The following is a 26,783-nucleotide window of genomic DNA, read 5'->3' as shown; positions in this document are numbered from 1 at the left end:
CCGTCGACTTCCCCCCGAAGGGTTCCGTCGATTTCCTGCGCTCGACTTGCATGTATTAGGCACGCCGCCAGCGTTCGTCCTGAGCCAGGATCAAACTCTCCAAAGAATTTGATATAGCTCTTTAAAACATGACGAAGCTTGCGCTTCATTCAAACATTGTAAAACTTTTTTTGCCTCATCGTTCAGTTTTCAAAGTTCGTCTGTCGCTCATTGGCGACTCTTAAAATAATACAAGTCATCGACACAGTTGTCAACCACTTTTTTTATTCTTTTCCGCTGCCATCAGCGGCAACGTTTATTACTTTACCGCATCCCTAAATAGAACGCAAGACTTTTTGCAAAAGTTTTTCTAAAAAAGTTTTTATCCTCTTTAAATCGGCAACATTCTCCATAGAAAAACCTCTCGCCCGTAAGAGCGAGAGGTTGAAACGATTCTTTACTGTTGGTGTCTCATCGTCGGGAACAATAGAACATCACGAATCGATGGTGCATTCGTCAACAACATGACGAGGCGATCGATTCCGATTCCAAGACCGCCCGTTGGTGGCATTCCGTATTCGAGTGCCTCAAGGAAATCGTTGTCCAATTCATGGGCTTCGTCATTCCCTGCTTCTTTCTCAAGAAGTTGAGCTTCGAAACGCTCACGCTGATCAATCGGATCATTCAATTCCGTGAAGGCGTTAGCATGTTCACGACGAACGATGAACAATTCAAATCGATCCGTGAAGCGTGGATCTGTATCGTTCTTTTTCGCCAATGGCGATACTTCGACAGGATGACCTGTGACAAACGTCGGTTGTAACAATGTTTCTTCGACTTTCTGCTCAAAGAATTCATTGACGATGTGACCGAACGTCATATGGTCTTGAATCTCGACACCGTGCTCTTTTGCAAGCGCACGTGCATCTTCATCAGACATCTGTTGCCAGAAATCGACGCCTGTTTCTTCTTTAACCAAGTCGACCATGTGCGCACGTTTCCAACCGACAGCCAAATGAATCGTATCTTCTCCATATTGAACGTCCGTCGTGCCAAGGACTTCTTGAGCTACGTGAGCTACGAGTTCTTCCGTCAAATCCATGATGTCATTATAGTCCGCATACGCTTCATACAATTCAATCATCGTGAACTCCGGGTTATGACGTGTTGAGATCCCTTCATTACGGAAGACACGGCCAATCTCATACACGCGCTCGAGACCACCGACAATCAAGCGCTTCAAATGAAGCTCGATGGCGATCCGCATATATAACTCCATATCAAGTGCATTATGGTGCGTCAAGAACGGACGGGCCGCCGCTCCACCTGCGATTGTATGCAACATCGGCGTTTCGACTTCCAAGTAACCGCGATGGTTCAAGAAATTCCGAATTTCCGAGATAATTCGGCTACGCAGAATAAACGTTTGACGCGAATCGTTATTCGTAATTAAATCCAAATAACGTTGACGATAGCGTTGCTCAACATCTTTTAAGCCATGGTATTTATCAGGAAGCGGACGAAGTGCTTTTGTTAAGAGTTCGAACTCTTCAACATGAATCGACAATTCGCCGACGTTCGTCTTGAACAACTTCCCTTTCACCCCGACGATGTCACCAAGGTCAGATGACTTAAATAAATCGAACGGTTCGTCACCTACGTCATTTTTACGCACATAGATTTGGATTTGTCCTGTGACGTCTTGGATGTGGGCAAAGAAGACTTTCCCTTTTCCACGTTTCGTCATGATTCGTCCGGCAAGCGTCACTTCGACGTCTTGTTCGGCCAAGGCTTCTTTTTCAATCGCCTCATATTGTTCATGTAATTCACCGGCGTGGGCAGAACGTTCGAACCGACGTCCGAACGGGTCAAGCCCTTGTTCACGCATCTCGGTCATTTTTTCAAAACGAACCTGCATTTGGTCATTCATTTCCAACTCGTGACTCACTACTCCATTCACTCCTCTATACGTATTGGGGATGTTCCTAATAAAAAACTGTCAGCCTCACGGCCAACAGCACAGCCTAAACCGTTTGCTTGTGTGGTTCACTTTTTCGCCAAACAAGCTTACCACAAATCAATTTTTTTCACTAGTTCACACTTCTTGCATGTGTCGCTCGAGCTGTTCCACAAAATGATACAACACGATGCCAAAAGCATCTCGCGATTCCGTTTCGTTGATTTGCTTCCGAACCGGGCCGCTGCCTTTCAACCCTTTCAAGTACCATGCCGCATGTTGACGCATCTCGCGAACGGCGGTTACTTCTCCTTTGATGGCAATCAAGCGATCGAGATGCAACATACAGATGTCGATCTTTTCACGCGCCGCTGGTTCTGGCGGAAGTTCACCAGTCTCCAAATACTGCACCGTTTGATACAGCATCCATGGGTTACCGAGCGCTGCCCGTCCGATCATGACAGCATCGACACCATAATGATCAATCGCATGTTTTGCTTCTTGTGGTGTCGAGATATCGCCGTTACCGATAATCGGAACTGTCGCAATCTTCTTGGCTTCGCCAATCCAATCCCAGTTTGCGGTTCCTTCATATTGTTGAGACCGCGTACGACCATGAATCGCAATCGCCGCCGCTCCGCCAGATTGAGCCGCCCGAACATTGTCGAGAATATAAATATGGTCTTCGTCCCAACCGAGGCGCATTTTGACCGTGACCGGCTTATCGACCGCATTCGAGACGGCGTTCACCATCTCGTAAACTTTGTCCGGGTCGAGCAACCATTTGGCACCCGCCTCACACTTCGTGACTTTCGGGACTGGGCAACCCATATTGATATCGATGATGTCCGCATTCGTGTTTTGATCCACGTACTGGGCCGCTCTGACGAGTGTGTCTTTCGAACCTCCGAAAATCTGAAGGCTGAGCGGTTTTTCCCGTTCATCGACGTACAGCATCCGGAGCGTTCTTGCATTCTCCAATAAAATCCCTTTATCGCTGACCATTTCCGCACAGACGAGTCCCGCGCCGAATTCTTTCGCGATCAAACGAAACGCAGGGTTTGTCACTCCGGCCATCGGGGCAAGGACGGCGCGGTTCTTTATATCGATGTTACCAATCTTGAACCCTGACACTTCTCCACTTCCTTTGCTAACGTTAAACCGAGCTGACCAATGATTGTAACGGTCCGAGACGGACGACATCTTGTCGTTCCGACGCAGGAAGGGCTTCTAGCCATGCCCGCACCGTCATTCCCTTTACCTCGACCGCCGGAGCAATCTCCGCGAACGGGGCAAGGACAAAAGCGCGTTCATGCATCCGTGGATGCGGAACAGTTAACTGCTTCGATTGTATATCTTCGCTGTTATAGACCAAGATGTCAAGGTCGATTGTACGCGGTCCATTCTTGAATAGTCGTTCTCTCCCTAGGTCCCGTTCAATCTGTTGGAGTTGAAGCAAGGCCGCTTCCGCAGAAAGGGACGGCTCGACTTCGACGACCATATTATAGAAGGATGGCTGATCTGTGTATCCGACCGGTGCCGTCTCATATACGGATGACTCTTTCGTTACCTGAAGACCGTTTACCGCCATCGCTTGAATCGCTTCTGCTAGATAGTTGGCACGCTCCCCAATGTTCGATCCCAACGCTACGTACATCATACGTTCCGTCTCCGTGTCATCTCGATCGCGACCGAGTCATAATGACCCGGGATGGGCGGGTCCGGCTTGATGACTTTGACGGTGACGCTTTGAATTTTGTCACTGTGGGCCAAGACAGCCTTCGTGATGCGTTCACCCAGCGCCTCGAGCAGATTGACCGGCTCACCGGTGACGATCTCTTCCGTCAATTGATAGAGACCCGCATAACTGACTCCGTCTGATAAATCGTCCGATTGTCCCGCCGGCGCCAAATCCAACTCACACATCAAATCGATGTTAAAGCGTTGACCGAGTCGATTCTCTTCTTCAAACACACCGTGATAGCCATAGAAACGCATCCCATTCACAAACATCTTATCCAATTTGTCCGCCTCCCAGCATCGCGTCCATCATGAGTGACGCTCGTTTATTCTCTCTTACGTCATGGACCCGAATCCACGCACAGCCTTTCATGATTCCTAGACACGTCGTCGCCAGTGTCCCTTCTAGTCGTTCTTCAGTCGGTAAATCAAGCGCTTGCCCAATAAATGATTTCCGCGACGTTCCGAGTAACACCGGATAACCGAGGTTCGTGATCACGTCGAGTCGATTCATCAACTCCATGTTTTGCGCATAGTTTTTCGCAAAGCCGATTCCCGGGTCTAACCAAATCATCTCATCCGGCACACCGGCCGCTTGGGCGATTTCAATCGATTCGTACAAGTCACCGACGACCTCCTCAATGAAATGGCCATAATTTCGATTGTCGCGATTGTGCATCAAGATGATGGGAACGTTAAACGCCCTTGCCACTTGTGCCATCGATTGATCGCCCCACTTCGAGCCCCAGACGTCATTGATGATATCTGCCCCGGCTTCTAATGCCGCCTTTGCCACCACCGGTTTGTACGTATCGATCGAGATGAGCACGTCGAGCTCTTGCTTCAGTTGACGAATGACAGGAACGACTCGCTCGATTTCTTCTTCCGCCGAGACGAACCGGGCTCCCGGACGTGTCGATTCCCCGCCGATATCAATCGCGTCCGCTCCGTCTTGAACGAGTTGCTTGGCGTGAGCGACCGCCTGTTCGAGCGCCGTATATCGTCCTCCGTCCGAAAACGAATCCGGTGTCACATTTAAAATTCCCATGATTTTTGTCATCGCGTTTCTTCCCTCTCAATCGCATGCAACAAGACAGACCAACATGCTTTAAATTTTGCCCCGTCTTTTCCTGGATAGCTGTTCCCGGCATAGTCTGTGACCGGAGCAATCTGTTGAACCGAATTGGTCAACCAAATCTCGTCTGCCTGTGTAAGTTCCGCAAACGTCACATCACGTTCCTTCACATCAAACGTATCCATCACCCAACGTCGCGTGACCCCAGCCAGAGGTCCTGTCGCGAGCGGCGTCGTCCAAAGTTGGTCAGCTTCGACCCAGAAGATATTCGAGACAAGCCCTTCTACGACATGTCCTGAGTCATCGGCGAACAGCCCTTCCGCCTCCCGATCAACGAGCATGCGCTTCCCTAATATATTGTTCATATAATGATGGGATTTTAAGCGGAATGAAGCTTCGGGCCGACTTCTTGGAAACGGAATGGCTTCCAACCGTTTTTCGACGGGTTGAAACGACTCCGGCAGCGGTTTGACGAGTAGCGTCACGTTCGGATGCGTGTAGCGTCCGTCATAGAGTCCAAGTGGCGCCACCCCCGCGGACACGTTCAAGCGCACATACAGGTTCGGGGTCCCGTTTTGACGAACGACGTCTTGAATCGCCTGCTCCATCTCTTGTTTCGTATACGGTAAATCAATCCATAGTTCCGCTAAGCTCTTCTCGAGACGTTCCCAGTGAAAATCAAACAAGAACGGGATGCCATTGAACGTTCGAAACGTCTCGAATAGGCCCATCCCATATAAAAATCCGTGATCTTCAATCGGAATCGTTACTTCAGAGCTGCCCCTTAGTTCGCCGTTATGCCAAAGCCACATGACGATACACCTCGACGAAATTACGAATCATGTCTTTGCCGTGTTCTGTCAAAATCGCTTCCGGATGAAACTGGACCCCTTCAATCGGTAACGTTTCATGCCGGAGTGCCATAATTTCTCCTAGGCTCGTCTCGGCCGTGACTTTCAAGCACGACGGTAACGCATCTCGTTCGACCGCGAGCGAATGGTAGCGTGTCACGATTGTCTGTTGCGGGATGCCGTTAAACAGCGTGTTTCCGTCATGTTGAATCGCTGACGTCTTGCCATGCATGAGCCGCTCGGCATGGACGACTTTTCCGCCGAACGCTTGAGCAATCGCTTGATGTCCTAGACAAACGCCAAGAATCGGGATGCGACCGGCAAACGCCTGAATCGCATCGATGCTGATACCCGCCTCACTCGGTGTGCACGGACCAGGCGAAATGACGAGATAACTTGGGGCGAGCGCTTCAATTTCCTCGATCGTGATGTCATCGTTACGACGGACGACGAGTTGTTCACCGAGCTCCCCAAAGTATTGAACTAAATTGTATGTGAACGAGTCATAGTTATCGATGAGTAAAATCATACCGTCGCCTCCGTCATTTCTTTCGCCGTCCATAGCGCTTTCGCCTTGGAAAGTGATTCGGCGTACTCCGCTTCAGGATCCGAATCAATCACAATCCCGGCACCAGCCTGAACATGGGCGATTCCGTCCTTCACGACCATCGTCCGAATCGTGATGTTGAACACGAGGTCATCATCCCAACTAAGCCATCCGTATGAGCCGGTGTAAATCCCACGCCGGACCGGTTCGAGTTCCTCGATGATTTCCATTGTCCGGATTTTCGGCGCCCCGGTGATGGTGCCGCCCGGGAACATCGCGCCAAGTGCTTCGGCTCCCGATACGCCTTCCCGCATCAAACCGCGCACGTTCGAGACGATATGTTGGACGTGCGAGTATTTCTCGATGACCATCAGCTCATCGACATGCACTGTCCCGTAAGCCGCGACTTTGCCCAAGTCGTTTCGTTCAAGGTCGACGAGCATGACATGTTCGGCCCGCTCTTTCTCATTGTCGAGCAACGTCCGAGCCAGTTCCAAATCCTCTGCCTCGTCCCGGCCTCGTGGTCTCGTTCCGGCGATCGGACGTGTCGAGATGGCGGCGCCATGTTTTTCGAGCAACAGTTCCGGTGAAGCCGACACCATCGTAAGCGAGTCGTCAGCGAAATAACCCATATACGGTGACGGGTTCACTTTCCGGAGCGTGTCGTAGATGTGACGTGGATGCGCGAGCAACGGTTCCGATTGCCGCACGCTCAAGTTCACCTGAAACACATCACCCTCGACGATATAGTCTTGAATCTTTTGCACCGCCGTCACGAACTTCTCTTGTGATAGCGAGCGTGAACGTTCGAGCGTCCCGCTTGCGACCGGCGGGAACGCATAGTGCGTCTCGGTGTGCCAAAGGGCGGCAAAGCGATCGAGTTTCACCTCTACCTGGTCGTCCGCCGTGACGAGCATATATAAGAGCGATTCTTCTTCATCGAAGACCGCCACTTCATCGAACAGTAAGAAGGAGACGTCCGGTGTCGCCAAGTCGTCCGCTGCCTGCCGTGGTAACCGTTCGAGCGTTCGGGCCACGTCATAGCTCACATAACCGATCATCCCGCCAAAAAACGGGGGAGCGCCAGCCGGTCGCTCGGTAGCGTACCGGGTGCGGATTGTTTCGACGATGTCGAGCGGCTCACCGTACAGTGTTTCCGTCACATCTGATGTAGCGAACGTTCCGACCCCATCTTTCACGTGAAGCGTAGCGAACGGTTCAATCCCGGCCATCGTATAGCGGCCGACGCGTCCACTCTCTAACCACGCGTAGTGCTTCTCCCCTTCCGTCAATGTCATATACGTGTCGTACATCTTCTCTTTTGTCATGCGCATGGTTTTGAACGCTGTTTGTCTCACGCCACATTCCCCCGTTCCACTGATTCATGCCTTTAATTGTACACAAGAAAAGGCAGTTACCGAAAGAAGTTGTCTCCCGGTAACTGCCGTTTGTTTACGAGCGTACGCTATCTGATTCTTCATCGAATTGATAGAGCGGTGTGCTGAGGTAGCGTTCTCCGTTTGATGGGATAATCGCCAGCACGTTTTTCCCTTTGCCGAGACGTTTCGCCGTATCGACAGCGGCAGCGATCGCCGCCCCAGACGAGATGCCTCCGAGCACGCCGTTCGTTTTGGCCGCAAGACGTGCGTATTCGAACGCCTGATCGGTCGTGATTTGAAGGACACCTTCATAAATCTCCGTATCGAGAATCGACGGGATGAACCCGGCCCCGATGCCTTGGATTTTATGCGGGCCTGGTTTACCGCCCGATAAAACCGGTGAATCGACCGGTTCGACCGCTAGGATTTGTACGTTTGGATAGTGGGCTTTCAACACTTTACCCGCTCCCGTAATCGTTCCACCTGTCCCGACGCCGGCGATGAACGCATCGACTTGGAGGCCTGACGCATCGAATGCGTCGACGATTTCAGGTCCCGTCGTCATCTCGTGCACGTTCGGGTTGGCTTCATTGTTAAATTGCTGCGGGAGGAAATAACCGTTTTGTTCAGCCTCTTCCGTCGCACGACGAATCGCTCCGCCCATCCCTTCAGGACCCGGCGTCAAAATGAGTTCCGCACCGTAGCCACGAAGCAGATTGCGACGTTCCATGCTCATCGTTTCCGGCATGACCAAAATCGCTTTATAGCCTTTGGCCGCACTGACCATGGCAAGACCAATCCCTGTGTTCCCACTGGTCGGTTCGATAATCGTATCTCCTGGCTTCAAGACCCCTTCTCGTTCCGCCGCTTCAATCATCGCGAGCGCAATCCGGTCTTTTACGCTAGAGCCTGGGTTCATATACTCCAATTTCAAGTAAACCGTGGCATCTTCAGCGCCAGTCAATCCATTCAACTTCACAATCGGTGTCTTTCCAATCAGGTCTGTTACTGAATCTACGATACGCATTTCATTTCCTCCTCCATAATTCCGACTATTCCGATATTGTAATCATACCCTATCAGATTCAAAATATGCAATTTGGAGCAAAGCGGTCAGCGTGCTTGTTGTTTCATCGTTTCTAACTGTTCCGCCGAGAAGTGGTATTTCTCGCCACAGAAATGACAAACCGCTTCAGCGCCGCCATCTTCTTCAATCATGTGACGAATCTCTTCGGCACCGAGTCCGATAATCGCGCTCTCCATACGGTCGCGGCTACATGTGCAATTAAATTGGACCGGTTTTTGATCCAACACTTCGAGGCTGTCGCCAAGGAGCATCTGCAGCATTTCTTCTGGCGTTTTCTCTTCCCCGATGAGGACCGACACCGGTGGGAACGTCTTGAGCGCCTGTTCAAGCGCTTGAATCGTCTCTTCTGACGCATCCGGCATCAATTGAACGATAATGCCACCAGCCGCAAGAATCGATTCATCTTCCGGAAGTACGAGCACACCCGCACCGACGACTGACGGCACTTGTTCTGACGTCGCGAAGTAGTACGTGAAGTCTTCGCTAATCTCACCCGTTTGAATCTCAGATGAGCCTCCGACAAAGTCTTTCAAACCGAGGTCTTTAATCACCGAGATTGTCCCGCGTCCGACGGCTTCGCCGACTTTCAACTTCGTCAAACCGTGATCATTCACAAACGTGCCGCCTTCGACACGAGGATGTGACACGTAACCGCGCACGTCTCCTGCCGTATCAGCATCGACGATGATTTTCCCAATCGGTCCATCTCCTTCGACTTTGAGCGTCACGCGAGCGGCGCCTTTTTGCATCGCACCAATCATCGTCCCGATCGTCATCGTGCGTCCGAGCGCCGCTGAAGCGACCGGTGTCGTCTGGTGACGAAGTTGCGTTTCAAAGATTGTTTTCGTCGTCCGGACGGCAAACGCGCGGACTTCCCCGTTGAACCCGAGGGCACGGACGAGGTAATCGGCTTTCATTTGGTCAAGTAATGCTTGTTGTTCTGGTTGAATCATATCGAGTAACTCCTTTAAGTTTATTTCTGGTTGCGCTCATAGATGAGACGAAGCCCATCGAGCGTCAAAAATGAATCGACGACATCAATCGTCTCTGCATGCTCGCTAATCAAACGCGCGAGACCGCCTGTGGCGATCACAGTCGCTTCTCCGACTTCACGCTTCATACGACCGACAATCCCGTCGACTTGTGCGACATAGCCGTAATACGTCCCGGACTGCATCGCTTGAATTGTATTTTTCCCAACGACCGTAGGTGGTGTCGCGAGCTCGATGCGCGGCAACTTGGCCGCCCGTTGATAGAGCGCCTCGACCGAAATCATGATCCCCGGTGAAATGATGCCTCCGTGATAACGGCGGTTCTCATCAATATAGCAGTACGTCGTCGCCGTTCCGAAATCGACGATGATGAGCGGTCCATCATATTTGGCAATTCCAGCGACCGCGTTGACGATGCGGTCTGCACCGACTTCGCGCGGATTATCGACATGAATGTCGAGACCGGTTTTCACGCCGGGACCGACGACAATCGGCCGGACATTAAAATAACGTTGCGACATCTGTTCGAGCGGAAAGATGACCGGTGGAACGACCGAAGACAGAATCACGCCGTCAATCTGATCGAACGAGACGTTCGAATGATCGAACAGTGATTTCACGAGCATGCCGTATTCATCGGTTGTTTTCGTACGGTCTGTCGAGATGCGCCAATGATGGACGAGCGTCTCGCCGTCATACATCCCAAGGACAATATTTGTATTCCCAACATCAATCACTAAAATCATGATAGCGTTCCTCACTTTGTTGTCAATTACAGTTCGCTCGAATTATAACACGAAAAAAGACGAATGCCTTGTTTAGGGCATTCGTCTCTTACACTTAGCGTGATTCGTTATTCGGGCGTTCCGTCGGCGTCGCTTCCGGCTTATCGCCTTCAGGGACCACGTCAGGCTTCGCTTCTTGAACGACTCCAGGCTGATCGATGACTTGTCCGTGCTTGACGGCCGCCTCATCTTTTTTCGCTTCGTCGCTTGCATCATCTTTCGATGGTTCAGACGGCTCTTCCGGTTCGTGTGGAAGATATTCGCGCGTCTTAATCAAGTGACGAATCTGTTTCGAATCGAGCGTCTCAACTTCGAGCAACGTCTTCGCGACGAGTTCGAGATCGTCTTTACGATCCGTCAAGATTTGTTTCGCTTTCGCGTAACAACGGTTGATGATATCCCGGATTTCGAGGTCGATATCTTGTGCAATCGCATCCGAGTAGTTTTGTTCCGTTTGGAAATCACGGCCGAGGAAGACTTGTCCCCCATGGTTCGATCCAAGTTGGAGCGGTCCGAGCTTGTCGCTCATCCCGTAATCCATGACCATCTTCCGCGCGATACCAGTCGCACGTTGGAAGTCATTGCTGGCTCCTGTTGACACTTCACCGAAGATGACGTCTTCCGCCACACGGCCCCCGAGGAGACCGACGATTTTATCTTCAAGCTCAGGTTTCGTCATGAAGTAGCGATCTTCTTTTGGAAGCATGACGACATAACCGCCTGCGTTACCGCGAGGAACGATTGTCACTTTATGCACTTCATCTGCATTCTCAAGTTCAATCCCGATAATCGTATGACCTGCTTCATGATAGGCGACGATTTGTCGTTCTTTCTCCGAGATGACACGGCTCTTCTTAGAAGGACCAGCGATGACGCGGTCAATCGCTTCCTCGACATCCACGACTGATACCGCTGAACGGTCAGACCGGGCTGCGACGAGCGCTGCTTCGTTCAATAAGTTTTCAAGGTCGGCACCTGAGAACCCAGGCGTCCGCTGCGCAATCGACTTCAAGTCGACTGTCGAATCGAGCGGTTTGTTGCGCGCATGAACTTTAAGGACTTCTTCACGCCCTTTGACATCTGGACGATCAACCGTGATTTGACGGTCGAAACGACCTGGACGAAGCAAGGCTGGGTCAAGAATATCCGGACGGTTTGTCGCGGCAATCATGATGATGCCCTCGTTGTCACTGAATCCATCCATCTCAACAAGCAATTGGTTAAGCGTTTGCTCACGCTCGTCATGGCCACCACCAAGACCGGCACCACGCTGGCGTCCGACCGCATCAATTTCATCGATGAAGATGATACACGGTGCGTTCTTTTTCGCATTCTCGAACAAGTCACGAACACGTGACGCCCCGACACCGACGAACATTTCGACGAAATCAGAACCTGAGATTGAGAAGAACGGTACACCGGCTTCTCCTGCAGCTGCACGAGCGAGCAATGTTTTACCTGTTCCCGGAGGACCGACGAGCAAGACACCTTTCGGAATCCGTGCCCCGAGTTTCGAGAACTTACGTGGGTCTTTCAAGAATTCAACGACTTCGATGAGCTCTTGTTTTTCTTCGTCTGCTCCGGCGACGTCTTTAAACGTCACACGGCGCTTCTCTTGGTCGTATAGTTTGGCCTTCGATTTCCCGAAGTTCATCACACGACCGCCACCGCCGCCACCTTGGGCTTGGTTGAGCAAGAAGAAGAATAAGATGAAGATGATGATGAACGGTAAGATCGCGAATACGATGCTGAACCAGCTACCACTCGACTCTGCTTCTTCGATTTGGATGTCGGTATCCGCGCGAAGCGACGAGAGCACTTCGGCGTATTCGGCCTCGTTGGCCGGGATATTCGTTTCAAAACGCTGATCTTCGTCTCCTGTTAGATCTCCTGTAATTGAGATGGCTCCCGGAATTTCTTGTACGGTTGCCGTTTCAATCCGACCTTCTTCCACATATTCCAAGAACTTCGAATACGTAAGCGTCTCGCTCTGGCTATTCGGGTTTTGTAAATATTGAAGGAACAAGATCAAGGCTAGGAAAATCACACCGAAAACTAAGGTGTTTTTCACTGCACGATTCATTCTCTGCCTCCTATTCCGAGAAACGATGTTCTCGCCCATTCAGTATATGTGTATACTTTGGGTATTTCTTTTATCTTAACACGACGCATTTTCAAAAGAAAAACGTTAGCCCCCGTAAATGCTCGGCTTGAGCACACCGACGTACGGAAGGTTACGATATTTCTCTTCGTAATCGAGACCATAGCCGACAACAAACTCGTGCGGAATAACGAAACCGCTATAATCTGCCGACAATCCGTTCTTGCGGCCCGTAGGTTTATCGAGAAGCGTAACGATTTTAACCGACTTGGCTTTGCGGTACTTGAGCAGGTCAACGAGATAGCCGAGCGTGAGCCCACTATCAATGATATCTTCTACAATCAAGATGTCGCGTCCTTCTACAGATGTATTTAAATCTTTCTCAATTTTAACTTCACCCGTCGATGACGTTCCGCCATGGTACGTCGACACGTCCATGAAATCCATTTCTAAATGGATGTCCATTTCTTTGACGAGGTCTGACATGAATGGCATCGCACCTTTTAACACGCAGACGAGGAGTGGAAACTCTTCTTTATATTCTTCGCTAAGTGTTGTAGCGAGTTCTTTCACTTTACCTTGAATCTCTTCGCTTGAAATCAGTACTTTCTCCATATCGTTCATTAATGACATCTTAAAATCCTCCTCTTTCTTATCCGACACAATCATCATTTTACCATTAATCGTGGGCACATCGCACCCGACTTATCCGGAAAATCGGAAACTCTTACCCCTACTATAGCGATAATCCGTCCCGTTGCGTCAACTACCAATGGGACGAATGGCCGTTTTTCTCGCGGAATCTTCGCGTCAATGAAGATGCGGGCGACTTTTTTCGTCCCGATGGACAGTTTCATCGCGTCCCCAGCCTCGACAGAGCGGATGATCAACGGCAACTCGATCGCCTCGAGCGGGATGCCGTCCGTATCATCCTCAACGTCTAGTGAGAATAACGAAGTCCCGAACACTACATGCGCTGGGAAGGTCGTTACCACTTGTTTGTGTGGGGCTAGGAGTGATTGACCAGTTGCCTGTAACGATAAGAGCCCGTCTTGTTTCCGCAGGCCCCATGGCCCCTCTAAGTCGAAATGGCCAGAACCTTTAGCACTCGTTAACAGACGGTCGATCGCGGTCCCCACCTCTACCCCGTAGCGCATTGATAGCAGGCGCCCGACGGTGTATCGTTCGACAGGTTTTAGACACATTAAGTTATCCAATTTCACGTGAAACGCTTTCATCTCGAGCCGCACGTTGTCCTGGATCCAATTCTCCATCTGTCGGTAGCGGGTCCGCCACAGTTCGCGTTGATGCCGAGCTGTTTCGCTCACAACTTGAACAAGATCCGGTTGCGACGCGAGGAGCTGGGGCACGATCTGATGCCGCACTTGATTGCGCAAATATTCGGTCGTGGCGTTGCTCGCATCTTCTCTCCATTCAAGTCCGTATCGTTTGGCATAGGCAATCAATTCCCGCTTCGGTTCCGATAAGAGCGGACGAACGAGTTCTCCTCCTGCGAACGGACGACGCTCGGGAATTCCCGTCACTTCGATGACGTTACGCTGCAGTTGGATGAGGACGGTCTCGAGTTGGTCGTCCGCGTGATGGGCCGTCATCAGTTGTGTATAGCCGAACTTCTGCATAGCCTGTTCAAAGAACGCATATCGTGCCGTCCGGTAACTCGCCTGCGAACCGCCATCCGGAAAAGTGAGTCGCTTTCCGTGAAATGGAACCCCATAGGATGCGGCGAGACATTGCACGAACCGATATTCCTCGTCCGATTCGGGACGTAACCCATGATGGACATGGGCCACGCCCACTTCCATACCGGTCCGAATGACTCGATCCAATAAGACGACCGAATCGACTCCACCGGACACGGCAACCAATACTTTCGTCATCCGTCCGCCTCCTTGATATAACAAAAGAAGCCATCTCGAGTGAGATGGCTTCTTTTCGCTTAGGTAAGTGACCCGTACGGGATTCGAACCCGTGTTACCGCCGTGAAAGGGCGGTGTCTTAACCGCTTGACCAACGGGCCTAAATAAAATGGTAGCGGCGGAGGGAGTCGAACCCACGACCTCACGGGTATGAACCGTACGCTCTAGCCAGCTGAGCTACACCGCCATGTTATTGTTGTGTCCTAAGCACATTTTCTATAATAACCAGTACCCACGTCAGTGTCAATTCTTTTTTAAAAGTTTTTTCACAAAAAAATCGTGTATAGTGTCGTCTTATCCACTATACACGATTTTCAGTTCGTTGTGCATCACGCTTCTGACGTCGTCAGCCGATATTTTTTCTTCCAGGCGATGCGGAAATATCCCCAGAGCAAGAAGAAGCAAGCGGTCGAGACGGACGCCAAATAGACGATCGCTTGTTGCAAGTAACTCCAGCCGTCCGCTGACAAGATTTCTTTATAGCCCGATACGGTGTACGTCATCGGCAACCAGGCGTTAAACGGTTGGAGAGCGCTCGGAATCAGTTCGAGCGGGAACGTTCCAGCCGACGTCGTCAATTGAAGGATCAATAAGACGATGGCGACGAAACGCCCCGGATTTCCGAGCGTCGTGACAAGCAGCTGCACGATTAAGAGGAAGGTGATGCTGACGAGCCAACTGAATCCGAAGAACTGGAGCGGTGCATCGACTTCAAGTCCGAGCAACATGACCATCGCCACATCCAAGACGAGCGCTTGAATAAATCCGACGACGAGCAACACACCCGATTTTGAGACGAGCCATGACAGACTGCGTTTCGGTTTTCCAGCTGGATCGTACAGCGGATAGACAATCGAGAGCAAGAGAGCCCCGACGAATAGTCCGAGTGACATGAAGTACGGTGCAAAACCTGTTCCGTAGTTCGGGACCTTGTGAATCGAGTCATTGACGACCGTGACCGGTCCGGCCATCATGTCGACGTTATCGTCTCGGATGTCGATTGCGGCCGCTTCGGCCCCATCGGCGAGCGCATCCCGTAACTTGCTGTTACCAGCCGCAAGTTCGGACACTCCGTCTGCGAGCTGGTCGCTACCTGACTGAAGGTCTTTACCGCCCTCTGCCAAACGTACAGCCCCGTTCGCGAGTGTATTCGTGCCCGCGCCGGCGCTCTTCGCCCCGTCCGCGAGTTTCGAACTACCCTCTGACAAGGCGCCCGTCGCCTCGGTCAACTGCGTACTGCCGGACGCGAGTTCGGCGGTCCCGTCTTTCAACGCTCCGACGCCGGCGTTTAAGCGATTGCTTGCCGAAGCCAACTCTTTCGAACTCACGGCTGCCGTTTGCGCCCCTTGTTCCACTTGTGTCGACCCATCCGCCAACGCCTGTGCCCCGCTTGCGAGCTCGGCTTGTCCGTCACGTAACGTCACCAGTCCCGAAGCGAGTTCATTGGCACCAGCCTCCGCTTGCGTCAATCCGTCACCGAGCGCGGCCTGCCCTTCCTTCACACGCGTCGCTCCCGTGGACAGTGCATCGAATCCAGCTGCCGTCGCTGTTTGACCTTCCGCCAATTGGGCCACAATCGCCTGTAGCATCTCTGGTGAAGCAGGTTGCCCTGCCTCAGCGAGTGCTGACAGCTGGCCTATCAACTGATCTTGACTGGCCAACATTTCCGTCTTCATCTGACCAATCCCGGCCACAAGTTCCGTCTCTCCTGCCATCAAGGCGGCATTTCCTTCTTTCGCCGCCGTCATCGCGGCCGCCAATTCATTTGAACCGGCACTCAATTGCTCACTGCCGTCCTTCGAACGCTGAATCCCGGCCGCGAGTTGTTGAACGCCTTGATTGAGAGAAGCCGTCCCGCTGTGCAATTCCTCCAACTTCGAGGCGAACGTGCCTGTCCCTTCGACAAGTTGGCTCGTTCCGTCTTGAAGGGCAGACGCCCCGTCATTCACTTGACGTGCCCCGTCTGATAAGGCGGCGCTACCTGCATAGACTTGCTGGCTTCCCTTCGCCAATTCCGTCGTCCCTGTCTCGAGTTGGGCCACACCTTCATTCAACCGACTCGCCCCGTCAGCCAATTCTTGTTGTTTTGAAGCGAGCAATGCGGTCCCGTCGGCCAATTGGGTCGCCCCCTGTTCGGCCGTCTGCGATCCATCTGCCAGTTTTCCCGCCCCAGCCGCCGCTTCATCGAGTCCAGCAGCGGCATCTTGAATCCCGTCACGCATCGCACTGACGTACTGTTTCGCGACTTCGGTCGACAGTTCACCTTTCACTTGCTCCATCGCGGAACCGCCGATTTGAGCCGCTAAAAAGTTATACGATTCATTGGCGATATATTTGAGTTCGAGCTTCTCAGGTTGTTCACTGAGAGCCGTCGTCGCTTTTTCTGAGAAGTTTGCCGGAATCTCAATCGCCATGTAATAGTCATGATCGTTCAACCCTGACTCGGCTTCTTGTTTCGTCGTCTCGATAAATTTGAACGCCTCAGACGTCTTTAACTTCTCAACGAGTTCGTCCCCGACGGCAAGTTGCTCCCCGTCGAACGTCGCTCCCTGGTCTTCGTTCACGATCGCCACCGGCAAGTCTTTCATCTGTCCATACGGATCCCAAAACGCCCATAAGAACATCCCGGCATACATGAGCGGTACGAGTGCGACCGCGAGAATCGGGACCCAGACCCGAGGATTCTTCCCGATGCTTCTCCATTCCGCCAACCACAGTTTCCATCCATTCATTTTCATTCTCACCTTTCACTTATAAAACATAACTATTTTTTCATGTTACCTATTGTGCTCGCTTCCTCGAAAAAATGCAACCCTTTTTAGTTATTTTTCATAACAAAAAAGAATCAAAAAAAACCACAGACTATAAAAGTCTGTGGTTCGTCGTCTTCTTGAGGAAGACCGTCTATCGTTACGAGTAGAAGCTGATGGTTTACGAAGGGTTACCCGCGCTTGGCTCCACGTCCACCGCGTTTTGAGTCGGTTTGACGTTTTAACGTCGTCAAGCGCTCGTCGCTGTCTTTCAAGAACTTGCTCATCAACGTATCGAACGTTTCTGGCTCACGGCGTACTTCGCGACGTCCGCCGCCGCCACGTGGACCGCCACCGCGTGGACCGCCGCCACCGCGTGGGCCACCTTGTCCTGGACCACCTGGGCGTGGGCCGCCTTGACCCGGGCCGCCTGGGCGTGGGCCACGAGAGAAACGCTCGCCGGCTGGACGCTCTGGACGTTCACTGACAGGGCGATCGACGGCCTTTTTGATAGACAACCCGATTTTGCCATCTGTTTCGACGTTCAAGATTTTGACCGTCACTTCTTGACCGACCGTTAGCACTTCATTGATGTCTTTGACGTAAGAATCTGCCACTTCACTGATGTGCACCAAACCCGTTTTGCCATTTGGAAGTTCTACGAACGCTCCGAAATGCGTAATCCCTGTAACCTTACCTTGTACCTTGCTTCCTACTTCAATTGACATAAAATAATGTACTCCTTTTTTTGATTGATTCCCTACAATTATACGAGTCGATTCGTCAACGGTCAACGAACCCACTTATTCCTCTGGTGAGAAGTAAAAAATAATCTCGCCATCTTTCGAGAACAACAGCTCGTTGCGCGCTAGATTAGCGATGTATTCTTCGTCTTGTAAACGCTCGACCTGCTCTTTCAGTTCTGATTGTTCGTCCTTCGTTTCCCGAAGTTCGACTTGCGCTTCATTTTGTTTCCGTTCTTGCTCGGACACATATCCGACTTTCGAGAAGTAACTCTGACCGATGAAGACAACCATTAACAAAAAGAGAAGTGAGGCCGCAGCCAGGCGGCGTCGAAGATGGATACGTCGCCGGTTCTGTTCTTTTTCCAGCTGTTCTCTCCGTTCATCAAGAGCCCGAATCCGCTGTTTGCGTTCCATCGGGTTACGTCCATTCATCGAATCACCTTCCTCCTATCCTGTTACGTTCAGTATACCTTTTTTTTACGCTTCCGTACCACTGTTCACCTTTTCTTCTTTGAGCAGGCGGTACATTTCTTTCGCATCCTCTTTGCGGGCATGCTCGGCAATCGAGTCAATGACGACCGTAACGAGCTTGTTCCCGAATCGAATTTGCAACTCGTCACCGACTTTGACGTCGGTGCTCGCTTTCGCTACTTGTCCGTTCAATTGAATCCGGCCTTGGTCGGCGACTTCTTTCGCCAACGTACGCCGCTTAATCAAGCGGGATACTTTCAAAAACTTGTCTAGTCTCATAATCCCTTCTCCTTCGCTTCATCCCAGAGCCGATCCATCTCTTCGAGCGTCATCTCTTCGAGGGAGCCGTTCGCTTCAATGTATTCGAATCGTCTCTTAAATTTTTGATTGGTTCGTTCGAGCGCCTGTTCGGCGTTCAACTTGAAATAGCGCGCCACGTTGACGATTGAGAAGAGGACATCGCCAAGTTCTCGTTCATCTTCAGGCTGACTTCTCCACTCGTGGAGTTCTTCTTCCAATTTCTCAAACGCGCCTTGAACATCGTCCCATTCGAAACCGACTTGCGCAGCTTTTTTCTGCAATTGCTCGGCCCGCATCAAACCAGGTTGCGTCATGAGAACACCATCTAGCTGCGATTTTCTCTTTTCCCCTTTTTCCACTTGTTTAATCGCATTCCAATTCGTCACCACTTCATCGGCATCATCGACCTTCACATCCCCGAACACATGAGGATGACGGCGGACCATCTTCTCACTGACGGTGCCAATGACGTCTCGGATATCAAAATAGCCTTCGTCCGCTCCGATTTGGGCGTGGAGCATGACTTGGAGTAACACATCACCGAGCTCTTCGACAATCGCATCATCGTCTTCCGTATCGATTGCTTCAATCAATTCATACGCTTCTTCGAGCAAATATTTGCGGAGCGACTCATGCGTCTGTTTCCGGTCCCACGGGCAGCCGTCCGGACCGCGGAGCGTCGCGATGATGTGCTTCAACGTCGAAAATTCGCGCGCCAAATGCGTCTCGTCCGTCAACGGCGGCACATAGAGCGTCGTCAAGTTGTCGACTTCTGCCACGCGGTCCATCTCGTAGAGCGGGATTTCACTGACCCGCTCATGTTTCGTCCCAGCGGCTGTCACGAGTTTGACGATATGCTCATCCGGATATCGTTCCATCAATTGGACTTTCACGTCTCCGGCCACGAACCCGTCATACACTTGACCAATCAATACGTGTTGGGTCACTTGAATCCGTTCGACATCGAGCGCCGTCGCATCGAGTAATTGGAAGCCGTTGATTGGATCGATGCGGAGGGCTTGGAACATGGCGTCCAAAAAGCTCTGACCGCCGAGGAACGTGACGTCCGCACCTTGTTCGACGAGCAGCTCGACCGTCCGCTCCGCCACGAACGGATGCCCCGGTACGGCATAGGTGATGGCTAGCTCTTCGCTCTTTTCAAGCAACGTCTCAACGATTTGTCGGTAGACGTCCTCGAACGTGTCACTCGCCTCGTAAATCGAATCAAACGATTCGAACGTCACGCCTTCCGCCTCAAGTTCGCTGACGACAGGGTGTTCTTTCGTGCGCAACCATACGAGCGGTTGCTGCTTCAAATGACGATAGACACCGAGCGGTAGTTGATCAAGTTCGCCAGACCCGAGGCCGACGACCGTAATTCCGTAACTCATATCAGTTCTCCTTTTTTTCTAGCAGATTGATGAGACGACCTCCGAACGGAATCATTTCCCATTCTTCTATCGTCAAAATTTGTTCTTTCCATAACCGCCAGACATAAATGCCGGCCCCAAGCACGAGCATGAAGACGAGCCAGACGAGGGCATCGAGACGATGCGCCAGCCCATCCATCGCCATGACGTTCAAGCCGAGCAAGATGACGCCCATCGGCGCCACCGCTTTGACGAGACGTCCATAATGTCGAAACCGGAGCATGCCGAGCGGGATGATTTGGTCGAGCCGATTGAAATTGAAACCGGCCATCGCTAAAAAGGCAATCGAGGTCCCGAGGGCAGCCCCCGCGATGCCATAGTAAGGGACGAGCCACAAGTTGCTGCCGAGCTTCACGCCGATGGCGAGAATCATACCGACAGCAGCTGTGCGTTCCCGGTCAATCGCCTGTAGACACGTCATGCTCGCCACGGCAAGCGACGCGGCGAACGTACTCGTCGAGAGCAAGACGAGCGCTGTCGTCCCGGCCGCGTTTTCAAATAGCGCGACATTCAACGGGAACACGACACCCATCAAGCCGATTGTGGCCGCAGCAGCGACCGTTGTCGTCACGCGAATCATCGAACTGAGTCCGGAAGAGGTCGCTTCTATACGACCGGCACGATAATGCCGCACCAAGTTCGGGACATTTGCCATTCCGAGCGCCGTCGTGAAAAGAATCGCAAATTGAACGAGCGGATAGCCTCGGTCAAATACCCCTTTCCCGACTTTCGCCGCATAATCCCCGCCCATCAGATTGACAATCGTGAACGAGTCGACGAGTTGCATCCATAAAATTCCGAGCGAGGCGAAACCGACGGCAAACCCCGTCGTCAGTAAGATTCGAAGGACAGACCGCAACGTCGCGGGTTGTACCGGTACGAGCCGTAACTGCTTCGCCCATAATGACAAGATGACGATGGCGATGACACCTCCGACGAGCGTCGCCCCATACGCGTATCGACTGAGCGTATAGGCGTCTTGACCGAAGCGCACGCCAATCAACAAGGCGACGAGTAAGACCGTGACGCGAACGAGGTTCTCAAGCACTTGAGAAATCGCACTCGGCCGCAAGTCATCGACGGCCTGAAATGAACCGCGGAGCACGGCCAAAGCCGGCATGAGTAAATAACTCAGGCTGATGATCCGCAGCGTCGGTGCGAGTTCCATGTCCCCGAGGAGACGAGCGATGACCGGTGCTAGCATCCACATCGTGACGACAAGGATGACGGCTAGACCGAACAAGACATAAAAACTGCCCCATAACACCTCGAGCTTTCGCCTCGGTCCATGGGCCCCGACACCGATTTTGGCAATCACTACCGGCATCGCATACATGCCGAGCGAAGCGACGATTGCGGCAAACGGATACACGGTTTGATAAGCATACAACCCGAAGTCTCCGGCGATATTTTGGTAAGGCACTCGGTACGCGAAACTGATGAACTTTGAAAGATAGCCCGCGAGCGCAAATAAGACGACGCCGGTCGCAAACTTACTTGGCGACCGCATGCGCCAACCTCTTCACGAGCTCCTCAAGCACCGTATCGGCATCGTTCAACAGTTCGACGACCGGCATGCGGCCACTGAGCGACAATTTGAGGGCGCCGTTGTCTTGTCCGACACCGAGTTTCCGACCGAGTGGCATCGTCCATTCCATGAATGACGGGACATCGAGCGCCGTCGTTGATTCGAGCGACAATACCATCTCGATGCGGCCCGGCGACTGTTTGATGCGCGCCACTTTCGCCATCTCGCCATAGATGCGCAGACGCGTCAGTTGGATGAGTAGCGCGACCGGTTCCGGGAATTCGCCGAACCGTTCAATCAACTCGTCCTGGAGGGCGAACAACGCCTCTGGTGTATCGACATACTTGAAGCGTTTGTACATCTCGATTTTCAATTCGCTGTCCGATAAATAGTCGTCCGGAATGTACGCATCCGCTTGGAACGCGATTTCTGGTTTGAAGACGACTTGTTTCGCCTGTCCGCGCATCCGGTCTTTCCGTTCCTCGATGGCTTCGGACAACATCTGCGAGTATAAGTCGAACCCGACCGAATCGATGAACCCGGACTGTTGGGCTCCGAGCAGATTGCCGGCGCCGCGAATCGATAAGTCGCGCATCGCAATCTTGAACCCGCTCCCGAGCTCCGTGAACTCTTTGATGGCCTGTAGCCGACTCTCCGCGACCTCCGTCAAACGCTTGTCTTTCCGATACGTGAAGTAGGCGTAGGCGATCCGGTTGGAACGGCCGACGCGACCACGCAACTGATACAGCTGTGACAGCCCCATCTTGTCCGCATCGTGGACGATGAGTGTGTTCACGTTCGGGATATCGATGCCGGTCTCGATGATCGTCGTCGAGACGAGCACGTCCGCCTCTCCTTCAAGGAAGCTGATGAGCTGGCTCTCGAGTTCGGTCTCGGTCATCCGACCGTGTGCCGTCGCAATGCGTGCTTCCGGTAACAAGGCCCGAATCTCTTCTGCCTTCCGCTCGATACCTTCGACGCGGTTGTAGAGGAAGAATGCCTGTCCGCCTCGCGCGAGTTCGCGCTCAAGTGCTTCCCGCAAGACGATACCATCGTATTCCATGACGTACGTCTGCACCGGGTAGCGGTTCTCTGGCGGTGTCTCGAGGACCGACAAGTCTCGGATGCCGATCATCGACATATGGAGTGTCCGCGGAATAGGTGTCGCCGTCAGCGTCAGGACGTCGATATTCGTCTTCAACTGTTTGAGCCGTTCTTTATGTTTGACCCCGAACCGTTGCTCTTCATCGATGATGACGAGACCGAGGTCGGCGAACGTCACATCTTTCGACAAGACGCGGTGCGTCCCGACGACGACGTCAATCGTTCCTTCCTTCAAGCCTTTCTTCGTCGCCGCCATCTCACTTTTAGAGCGGAAGCGGCTCATGACGGAGACGTTAATTGGAAATTCACTGAACCGTTCAAGCATCGTCTCGTAATGCTGTTGCGCCAGCACGGTCGTCGGAACGAGGAACGCGACTTGCTTCCCAGCGAGCACGGCTTTGAACGCGGCTCGAATCGCCACTTCTGTTTTACCGTAACCGACATCGCCACAAAGGAGACGATCCATCGGCCGTGACCGTTCCATATCCGCTTTGATTTCAGCGATGGAGCGGACTTGGTCTTCCGTCTCCGCATACGGGAACGAGCTTTCGAACTGACTCATCTCCTCGTCATCACCCGGGAACGCGTAGCCGACGGACGCTTCACGCGCCGCGTACAGCTTGATCAGTTCATCGGCGATGTCTTCCACCGATTTGGCGACTTTCGATTTGACCTTCTTCCACTCAGTCCCGCCGAGTTTGTAAATCTTCGGCTCTTTGCCTTCGGCCCCGACATACTTTTGAACGAGATCGATTTGATCGACGGGGACGTACAGCGCATCGTCGCCGGCATAGACGAGATGTAAGTAGTCTTGATGAATGCCGCCGACTTCAATCGTCTTGATGCCCAGGTACTTCCCGATTCCGTGATGGATGTGGACGACGTGGTCGTTCGGCTTCAATTCTTGGTAACTTTTAATCCGTTCGGCGTTCGTCAAATTCTTCGTCTGACGTTTCCGCTTCGTGACGCGCTTGAACAGTTCTTCTTCGGAAACGACGACGAGACGACTCGTCGAGAGTTCAAAGCCGCCTTCGATTTGGCCGATCATGACATGAACGTGACGCGGCAACAGCTCACCGTCCACATTTGTGAACGTGGATGAGATTCCATAATCGTCAAGTAGCTCCACCACTTTATCGGCCCGTGTTTGATCGCCTGCCAAGAAGACGATACGATGGTCACCTTGTTGCCACCGTTCGACTTCTTGTTTCAACAAGTGCATCTGCCCATGGAACGCCGGGAGAGGGCGACAGCTGAGGTGGACCGTGTTCGTCTCCGGAATCCCGGACCGTCGTGACGGTAACAAGGAGAACGCGACTTGTTTCAACGTCCGGAATACTTTATGCATTGGGACGGCGAGCGTGTAGTTGCTGACCGACTCCCCTCGTTCGATGAGCGACGAGAACCATTCCGCTTCCTCGCGGTCTTGCACGTCGGCAGCATCTTCAATCCGTGCCACTTCATCTAACATCAAGACCGCTTCCGCCCCGACATAATCGAGGAGCGTCGAGCTATACAGGAGCGGTGTGTACTTCCCAACTTTTTCAGGAGCCTCGCCTCGACCGAACTGTTCGATGTCCCGGGCGATTCCATCTTCGAGCGCTTGCCGGATCGTCTCGGTCTCGATGAGCGAGAGCGTCCGCTCGTATTGACGTTCGAGTGCTTGTCCGGCCTGCTGCAACTGGTCGCGTGAGGCGATGAACTCGGTGGCGGGTGGGATGACCGCTTCGCCGACGACACCTAGCGAACGCTGCGTCTCGGCATCAAACGTAAAGATGGAATCGACTTCGGTGTCGAACAAATCGATACGATACGGGCGCGCTGCCGTGAGCGGATAAACGTCTAAAATACTGCCGCGGACGGAGAATTCACCCGGTGCGGTCACGGTGGCCGTCCGTTCATAACCGAGCGTGATGAGTGTCTCGGCGAACGGCTTTAAATCAAGCTCTTGTCCAGGTTTGATGTGATGATGGCTCGTCTGCCAGTCTGACGGGTTCGGGATATAACGGCGCAAGCCACCGAGCGGCACGACAATGACGCCTCCCGTTTCGTCCAGGAGACGTGTCCGAGCCTCAATCCGAGCAGCCAGCAATTCTGGGCTCGATGTGAGGGATAGTTCACCAGCGAGCGTCTCATCAATCGGATAAAGCAATGTGTTGCTCGGTCCGATGAGCGACTCGAGTTGGTCGTACATTTTTTGGGCTTGATACATGTTATGCGTGACGACGACGAGACGTCTTGGCGAGTTTTTCGCCAAACCCGCCAATACAAGCGCCTTTGCACTTGTCGTTAATCCGGTGACGAGTTGTCGATCGACTTTTGGCAACCGCTCCCGAATCACATTCGTCTCAGGTAACGTCACCATGAATTTCTCTAAAGCATTCATTTGTTTTCCTCCACCTCATACGACAAAAAAGGGTACCTTGACCCTTTAGTTATATCGATTCATGAGCGCAATCCATTCAGTATCCACAAAATCGGTTGCGGCGGACACAGCTTGATCGAGCGTATCATTTAATTCTGGCATGTCTTCTTTACGGTAGTTCATAAGCACCCAATCGACCACTTTAATCGGATGCGGCGGACGGCCGATTCCCAGTTTCAGACGTTTAAAGTCTTGTGTGCCTAAATGCTGAATCAACGACTTGATGCCGTTATGTCCGCCGGCACTGCCTTTCGGACGGAATCGCAGTTTTCCTGGGACCATGTCCAAGTCATCATAAATGACGAGCAAGTCGTCAATCTCAATCTTATAATAATCTAAAATCGGACGGACCGACTCGCCTGATAAATTCATATACGTGAGCGGTTTGACGAGGACGACACGTTCTCCATTGATTCTTCCCGTTCCAATCAATGCTTTAAACTTGGCTTCATCGAGTTTGATCCCATGTTTGTCAGCAAGGCGATCAATCGCCAAAAATCCGACGTTGTGACGGGTCATCTCATACTTTTTGCCTGGATTCCCGAGGCCGACGATACATTTCATCTTATTCCTCCTGAACAAAAAAGCCCAAAGGCGAACGCCTTCGGGCCTCGTTTTTTAATCGAACAGTGTGCTCACCGATTTGTGCTCGTGGACACGCATGATCGCTTCTCCAAGCAAACGGGCAACCGACATCTGCTTGATTTTGCTTGAACATTCGCGACCTTCTAAATCGATCGTGTTCAAAACAACAAGTTCCTTGATTGACGAGTTGTCGATCCGTTCCATCGCCGGTCCAGATAACACTGGGTGTGTACACGAGGCGTACACTTCTTTTGCACCAGCTTGGACGATGGCATCGGCCGCGAGCGTGATTGTTCCAGCTGTATCGATGATGTCATCGATCAAGATGGCCGTCTTGCCTTCAACGCTGCCAACGATGTTCATGACTTCAGCCACATTCGCTTCAGGACGACGCTTGTCGATGATGGCGATTGGAGCCTTCAAGCGTTCGGCAAGCTTACGGGCACGCGTGACGCCACCGTGGTCCGGTGAAACGACGACAATGTCTTTCGCTTTAAATTCATCTGTCTCAAAATACGTCGAGATGAGTGGAACACCTAATAATTGGTCTACTGGGATATTGAAGAAACCTTGGATTTGAGCAGCATGCAAGTCCATCGTGATTAAACGCGTGGCACCTGCAACCGTCAATAAATCAGCGACAAGTTTCGCTGTAATCGGCTCACGTGAGCGCGCCTTGCGGTCTTGGCGAGCGTAACCGTAGTATGGCATGACCACGTTAATCGTCCGAACCGATGCTCGTTTCAACGCATCGATCATGACGAGTAACTCCATGAGCGTTTCGTTCACCGGTGAGCTCGTCGATTGAATGATGTACACATCATCGCCTCGCACGCTCTCCTCGATGTTGATGTAAAGTTCTCCGTCGCTAAACCGCTTCACTTGGCAATCGCTGAGCGGGATGCCAATTTCCTTGGCAATCTCTTCGGCGAGTGGGCGGTTTGAGTTTAAGCTAAATAGGCGAATTTCACGTTCATATACAGTAGACATGTTTAGGATTCTCCTCCATCGTTT

At 52.1% G+C, this 26,783-nt stretch carries 23 protein-coding genes, 2 tRNA genes and 1 rRNA gene; all 26 read right to left on the bottom strand.

The features are described 5' to 3' along the window. Window positions 1-106: ribosomal RNA gene (locus KNP80_RS14665) — 16S ribosomal RNA — on the bottom strand; the annotation flags it as partial. A 330-nt stretch (window positions 107-436) separates the two neighbouring features. Next, on the bottom strand, window positions 437-1,927 hold the full coding sequence (gene lysS / locus KNP80_RS14660; RefSeq protein WP_021068200.1) for a lysine--tRNA ligase: 1,491 nt from the start codon (window positions 1,925-1,927) through the stop codon (window positions 437-439). Window positions 1,928-2,074: 147 nt separating this feature from the next. Beyond that, window positions 2,075-3,070 carry a tRNA dihydrouridine synthase DusB gene (gene dusB / locus KNP80_RS14655; RefSeq protein WP_214720441.1) on the bottom strand — a complete coding sequence of 332 codons (996 nt, stop codon included), beginning with the start codon at window positions 3,068-3,070 and terminating at the stop codon, window positions 2,075-2,077. A gap of 22 nt (window positions 3,071-3,092) precedes the next feature. Continuing rightward, window positions 3,093-3,581, bottom strand: coding sequence for a 2-amino-4-hydroxy-6-hydroxymethyldihydropteridine diphosphokinase (folK, locus tag KNP80_RS14650; RefSeq protein ID WP_353048002.1), 489 nt, complete (start codon window positions 3,579-3,581; stop codon window positions 3,093-3,095). A gap of 11 nt (window positions 3,582-3,592) precedes the next feature. After that, complete coding sequence (gene folB, locus KNP80_RS14645; protein ID WP_214720443.1) at window positions 3,593-3,958, bottom strand: dihydroneopterin aldolase; 366 nt, start codon at window positions 3,956-3,958, stop codon at window positions 3,593-3,595. Next, window positions 3,951-4,736 (bottom strand): dihydropteroate synthase, encoded by a 786-nt coding sequence (gene folP, locus KNP80_RS14640; protein WP_214835005.1) that lies wholly within the window; start codon window positions 4,734-4,736, stop codon window positions 3,951-3,953. Before folP ends, folB begins: the two co-directional genes overlap by 8 nt. Next, window positions 4,733-5,563 (bottom strand): aminotransferase class IV, encoded by an 831-nt coding sequence (locus KNP80_RS14635; protein WP_214720445.1) that lies wholly within the window; start codon window positions 5,561-5,563, stop codon window positions 4,733-4,735. Before KNP80_RS14635 ends, folP begins: the two co-directional genes overlap by 4 nt. Beyond that, entirely contained in the window at window positions 5,547-6,131 is a 585-nt protein-coding gene (pabA, locus tag KNP80_RS14630) for an aminodeoxychorismate/anthranilate synthase component II (protein WP_029594412.1), read from the bottom strand. The genes KNP80_RS14635 and pabA overlap by 17 nt, the downstream gene beginning before the upstream one ends. Beyond that, window positions 6,128-7,483, bottom strand: coding sequence for an anthranilate synthase component I family protein (locus tag KNP80_RS14625; RefSeq protein ID WP_251132406.1), 1,356 nt, complete (start codon window positions 7,481-7,483; stop codon window positions 6,128-6,130). Before KNP80_RS14625 ends, pabA begins: the two co-directional genes overlap by 4 nt. Window positions 7,484-7,601: 118 nt before the next feature. After that, complete coding sequence (gene cysK, locus KNP80_RS14620; protein WP_021068192.1) at window positions 7,602-8,555, bottom strand: cysteine synthase A; 954 nt, start codon at window positions 8,553-8,555, stop codon at window positions 7,602-7,604. A gap of 86 nt (window positions 8,556-8,641) precedes the next feature. Then, a complete protein-coding gene (hslO, locus tag KNP80_RS14615; protein WP_285800955.1) occupies window positions 8,642-9,568 on the bottom strand; it encodes an Hsp33 family molecular chaperone HslO in 927 nt (308 codons plus the stop codon). A gap of 20 nt (window positions 9,569-9,588) precedes the next feature. Then, window positions 9,589-10,353 carry a type III pantothenate kinase gene (locus KNP80_RS14610; RefSeq protein ID WP_021068190.1) on the bottom strand — a complete coding sequence of 255 codons (765 nt, stop codon included), beginning with the start codon at window positions 10,351-10,353 and terminating at the stop codon, window positions 9,589-9,591. Between the two features lie 94 nt (window positions 10,354-10,447). After that, entirely contained in the window at window positions 10,448-12,475 is a 2,028-nt protein-coding gene (gene ftsH, locus KNP80_RS14605; RefSeq protein WP_214834116.1) for an ATP-dependent zinc metalloprotease FtsH, read from the bottom strand. Window positions 12,476-12,580: 105 nt separating this feature from the next. Next, window positions 12,581-13,126, bottom strand: coding sequence for a hypoxanthine phosphoribosyltransferase (gene hpt, locus KNP80_RS14600; protein WP_021068188.1), 546 nt, complete (start codon window positions 13,124-13,126; stop codon window positions 12,581-12,583). Window positions 13,127-13,161: 35 nt separating this feature from the next. Further along, a complete protein-coding gene (tilS, locus tag KNP80_RS14595; protein WP_214835003.1) occupies window positions 13,162-14,391 on the bottom strand; it encodes a tRNA lysidine(34) synthetase TilS in 1,230 nt (409 codons plus the stop codon). Window positions 14,392-14,459: 68 nt separating this feature from the next. Next, window positions 14,460-14,531 (bottom strand) — tRNA-Glu (locus KNP80_RS14590). Window positions 14,532-14,540: 9 nt separating this feature from the next. Beyond that, window positions 14,541-14,617 (bottom strand) — tRNA-Met (locus KNP80_RS14585). Window positions 14,618-14,759: 142 nt separating this feature from the next. Further along, the gene (locus tag KNP80_RS14580) at window positions 14,760-17,162 is read right to left on the bottom strand and encodes a YhgE/Pip domain-containing protein (protein WP_214835002.1); all 2,403 of its coding nucleotides are present in this window, start codon (window positions 17,160-17,162) and stop codon (window positions 14,760-14,762) included. 209 nt (window positions 17,163-17,371) lie between these two features. Next, window positions 17,372-17,908, bottom strand: a complete 537-nt coding sequence (locus KNP80_RS14575; protein WP_029594406.1) for a S1 domain-containing RNA-binding protein — start codon at window positions 17,906-17,908, stop codon at window positions 17,372-17,374. A 75-nt stretch (window positions 17,909-17,983) separates the two neighbouring features. Next, window positions 17,984-18,358, bottom strand: coding sequence for an FtsB family cell division protein (locus KNP80_RS14570; RefSeq protein WP_021065740.1), 375 nt, complete (start codon window positions 18,356-18,358; stop codon window positions 17,984-17,986). Between the two features lie 45 nt (window positions 18,359-18,403). Continuing rightward, a complete protein-coding gene (locus KNP80_RS14565) occupies window positions 18,404-18,676 on the bottom strand; it encodes an RNA-binding S4 domain-containing protein (RefSeq protein WP_021065741.1) in 273 nt (90 codons plus the stop codon). Further along, on the bottom strand, window positions 18,673-20,088 hold the full coding sequence (gene yabN / locus KNP80_RS14560; RefSeq protein ID WP_214834107.1) for a bifunctional methyltransferase/pyrophosphohydrolase YabN: 1,416 nt from the start codon (window positions 20,086-20,088) through the stop codon (window positions 18,673-18,675). The genes KNP80_RS14565 and yabN overlap by 4 nt, the downstream gene beginning before the upstream one ends. 1 nt (window position 20,089) lies before the next feature. After that, window positions 20,090-21,637 carry a polysaccharide biosynthesis protein gene (locus KNP80_RS14555; RefSeq protein ID WP_214835001.1) on the bottom strand — a complete coding sequence of 516 codons (1,548 nt, stop codon included), beginning with the start codon at window positions 21,635-21,637 and terminating at the stop codon, window positions 20,090-20,092. Further along, window positions 21,621-25,145, bottom strand: a complete 3,525-nt coding sequence (gene mfd, locus KNP80_RS14550; protein WP_214835000.1) for a transcription-repair coupling factor — start codon at window positions 25,143-25,145, stop codon at window positions 21,621-21,623. The genes KNP80_RS14555 and mfd overlap by 17 nt, the downstream gene beginning before the upstream one ends. A 45-nt stretch (window positions 25,146-25,190) precedes the next feature. Next, window positions 25,191-25,748 (bottom strand): aminoacyl-tRNA hydrolase, encoded by a 558-nt coding sequence (gene pth, locus KNP80_RS14545; RefSeq protein ID WP_058765144.1) that lies wholly within the window; start codon window positions 25,746-25,748, stop codon window positions 25,191-25,193. Between the two features lie 54 nt (window positions 25,749-25,802). Then, window positions 25,803-26,759 carry a ribose-phosphate diphosphokinase gene (locus KNP80_RS14540; RefSeq protein WP_021065746.1) on the bottom strand — a complete coding sequence of 319 codons (957 nt, stop codon included), beginning with the start codon at window positions 26,757-26,759 and terminating at the stop codon, window positions 25,803-25,805. Window positions 26,760-26,783 lie beyond the last annotated feature (24 nt).

This window comes from Exiguobacterium sp. E4787 (assembly GCF_018618375.1).
Lineage (GTDB): Bacteria > Bacillota > Bacilli > Exiguobacteriales > Exiguobacteriaceae > Exiguobacterium > Exiguobacterium chiriqhucha.
Note: the sequence above shows the minus strand (reverse complement) of the source record. Positions and strands in the feature narration are given on the sequence as shown.